Here is a 2,369-nt window from a genome sequence, read left to right as displayed (position 1 = left end):
CCACCCACTCAGGAGGGTCACCGATGTTTCGCAGCCTCACGCCGACGCGGGGACGGCCCGGCGGCACCGCCGTCGCGCTCGCGGCCGGTCTCGCCGTGCTGGTCGCCGGGCCCACCTCGGCCGCCGCCAGTCCACCGGGGTCCGCCGGCGCGCGGCCGGTGGTCACCCGCGCCGCCCTCGACCCGGCGCTGGTCGCCGGGCGCGGCGCGGACGTCGGCTTCCTGGAGCAGGAAGCGGAGAACGCGCGCACCAACGGCGAGATCATCGGGCCGGACCGGTCCGCCTACACCCTGCCCGCGGAGGCCTCCGGCCGCCGGGCGGTCCGGCTCACCCCCGGGGAGTACGTGGAGTTCGTCCTGCCCAGCGCGGCGAACGGGATCACCGTGCGGTACAGCATCCCGGACGCGCCGCAGGGAGGTGGGATCACCGCGCCGCTGAAGGTCGCGGTGAACGGCAAGCATCTGCGCACCATGACGCTCACCTCGCAGTACTCGTGGCTCTACAACCAGTACCCCTTCACCAACGACCCGCAGGCCGGGCTGCTGCACCCGGACTGGTGGATCACCGAGTGCCAGTGCGTGCCGTCGGCCACCACGCCGTACCCGAGCATCAGCACACCGTTCCGGCCCACCCACTTCTACGACGAGCAGCGGCTCCTGCTCGGGCGTACGTACCGGGCCGGCGACACTGTCCGGCTCACCGCGCCGCCCGGCAGCGCCGCCGCCTGGACGGTCATCGACCTGCTCGACTCCGAACTGGTCGCCCCGCCGCGTGTCCGGCTGCTCGCGGCGAACGTGCTCGCCTTCGGCGCCGACCCGACCGGCCGGCGGGACTCCGCCGACGCGCTGGACCGGGCCATCGCCTTCGCCCGGCGCGCCCACCTCACCGTGTACCTCCCGCCGGGCACCTACCAGGTCAACCGGCACGTCATCGTCGACGACGTGACCATCGAGGGCGCCGGCAACTGGCACACCATCATCAAGGGCCGCGAGGTCGCCCTGCCGGCCCCCGCGCCGGACGGCTCGGTGCACACCGGAGTCGGGTTCTACGGTCGGGACGCCGCCGACGGCGGCAGCCGCAACGTGCACCTCTCCGGCTTCGCCATCGAGGGCGACGTGCGGGAGCGCATCGACACCGACCAGGTCAACGCGATCGGCGGGGCGATGAGCGACTCCACCATCGACGGGCTCTACCTGCACCACACCAAGGCAGGCCTGTGGTTCGACGGCCCGATGCGCAACGTCCGGGTCACCAACAACATCATCGTCGACCAGATCGCCGACGCCCTCAACTTCCACACCGGGGTGACCGACTCCCTGGTCGCGCACAACTTCGTCCGCAACACCGGCGACGACGGCCTGGCGATGTGGTCGGAGAAGACGGCCAACGCGCGGAACACGTTCGACCACAACACCGTGCAGTCACCGACCCTGGCCAACGGCATCGCCATCTACGGCGGCACCGACACCACCGTCTCGCACAACCTCGTCGCCGACCCGGTACGTGAGGGCAGCGGCCTGCACGCCGGGTCCCGCTTCGGCGCGGAGCCGTTCACCGGGCACCTGCGGTTCACCAACAACACCACCGCCCGCGCCGGCACGTACGAGCTGAACTGGAACATCGGCCTGGGGGCGATCTGGCTCTTCGCCCTGGATCGCAGCATCGAGGCGGGCATCGAGGTGACCGGCGACGCGTACCTGGACAACACGTACAACGCGATCATGCTGGTCAGCGACTGGCCGGTGAAGGACCTCTACTCGATCTCCGACGTGCGGTTCCGGGACGTCCGGGTCGACGGCACCGGCACCTCGGTGGTCAGCGCCCGCACGGCCGGGTCCGCCTCGTTCGCCAACGTGGACGCCCGCAACGTCGGCGCGGTCGGCGTCAACAACTGCGGATCGTTCCACTTCACCGCGGCCGGCTCGGAGTTCACAGTGACCGACCTCGGCGGTAACGACGGCGGGTGGCTCGCACCGTGGCTGCTGCCCAACACCATCACCTGCGACGACCGGCCGCCCGTGTCACCGCCCCCGCCTCCTGCGCGGTGGTGAACGCGGTGGGCGGTCCGGCATCCGGGCCGCCCACCGCACACTCGGGACAGGCGGGTCAGCGCACCCGGGCGTACGCCAGTGGCACGCTCGTCGGCTGACCATCCCACCTGCCGCTCAGGGTGGCCCCGGTGGCCCCGTCGGCCCCGGCCCCGGGCCGCCGGACGACCACCAGTTCGACGGTGTCGGTGCTGATGAGCGTGCTGTCCCCGTCGACGACCCGGCGCAGGGCGCCGACCGGGGGCGGGTTGTCGCTGCCGGTCTCGCTGACCTCGATCGTCATCGTCGGCTCGCGTACCTCGCGCCGGCCGTCGACCTCGA

1 protein-coding gene and 1 pseudogene are annotated in these 2,369 nt (G+C 72.1%); one reads left to right on the top strand and one right to left on the bottom strand.

Features of this window, described 5'->3' with window-relative positions; translation table 11 throughout:
• Positions 1–23: 23 nt before the first annotated feature.
• Positions 24–2,051, top strand: a complete 2,028-nt coding sequence (locus KBX53_RS29905) for a glycosyl hydrolase family 28-related protein (protein ID WP_210863013.1) — start codon at positions 24–26, stop codon at positions 2,049–2,051.
• A gap of 55 nt (positions 2,052–2,106) precedes the next feature.
• On the opposite strand, the pseudogene KBX53_RS29900 reads toward KBX53_RS29905, so the two are convergent.
• A pseudogene (locus KBX53_RS29900) lies at positions 2,107–2,369 on the bottom strand (hypothetical protein); the annotation flags it as partial.

This window comes from Micromonospora sp. M51, from assembly GCF_018070305.1.
Classification (GTDB): Bacteria; Actinomycetota; Actinomycetes; order Mycobacteriales; family Micromonosporaceae; genus Micromonospora; species Micromonospora parva.
This window is presented reverse-complemented; position numbering and strand designations above follow the sequence as displayed.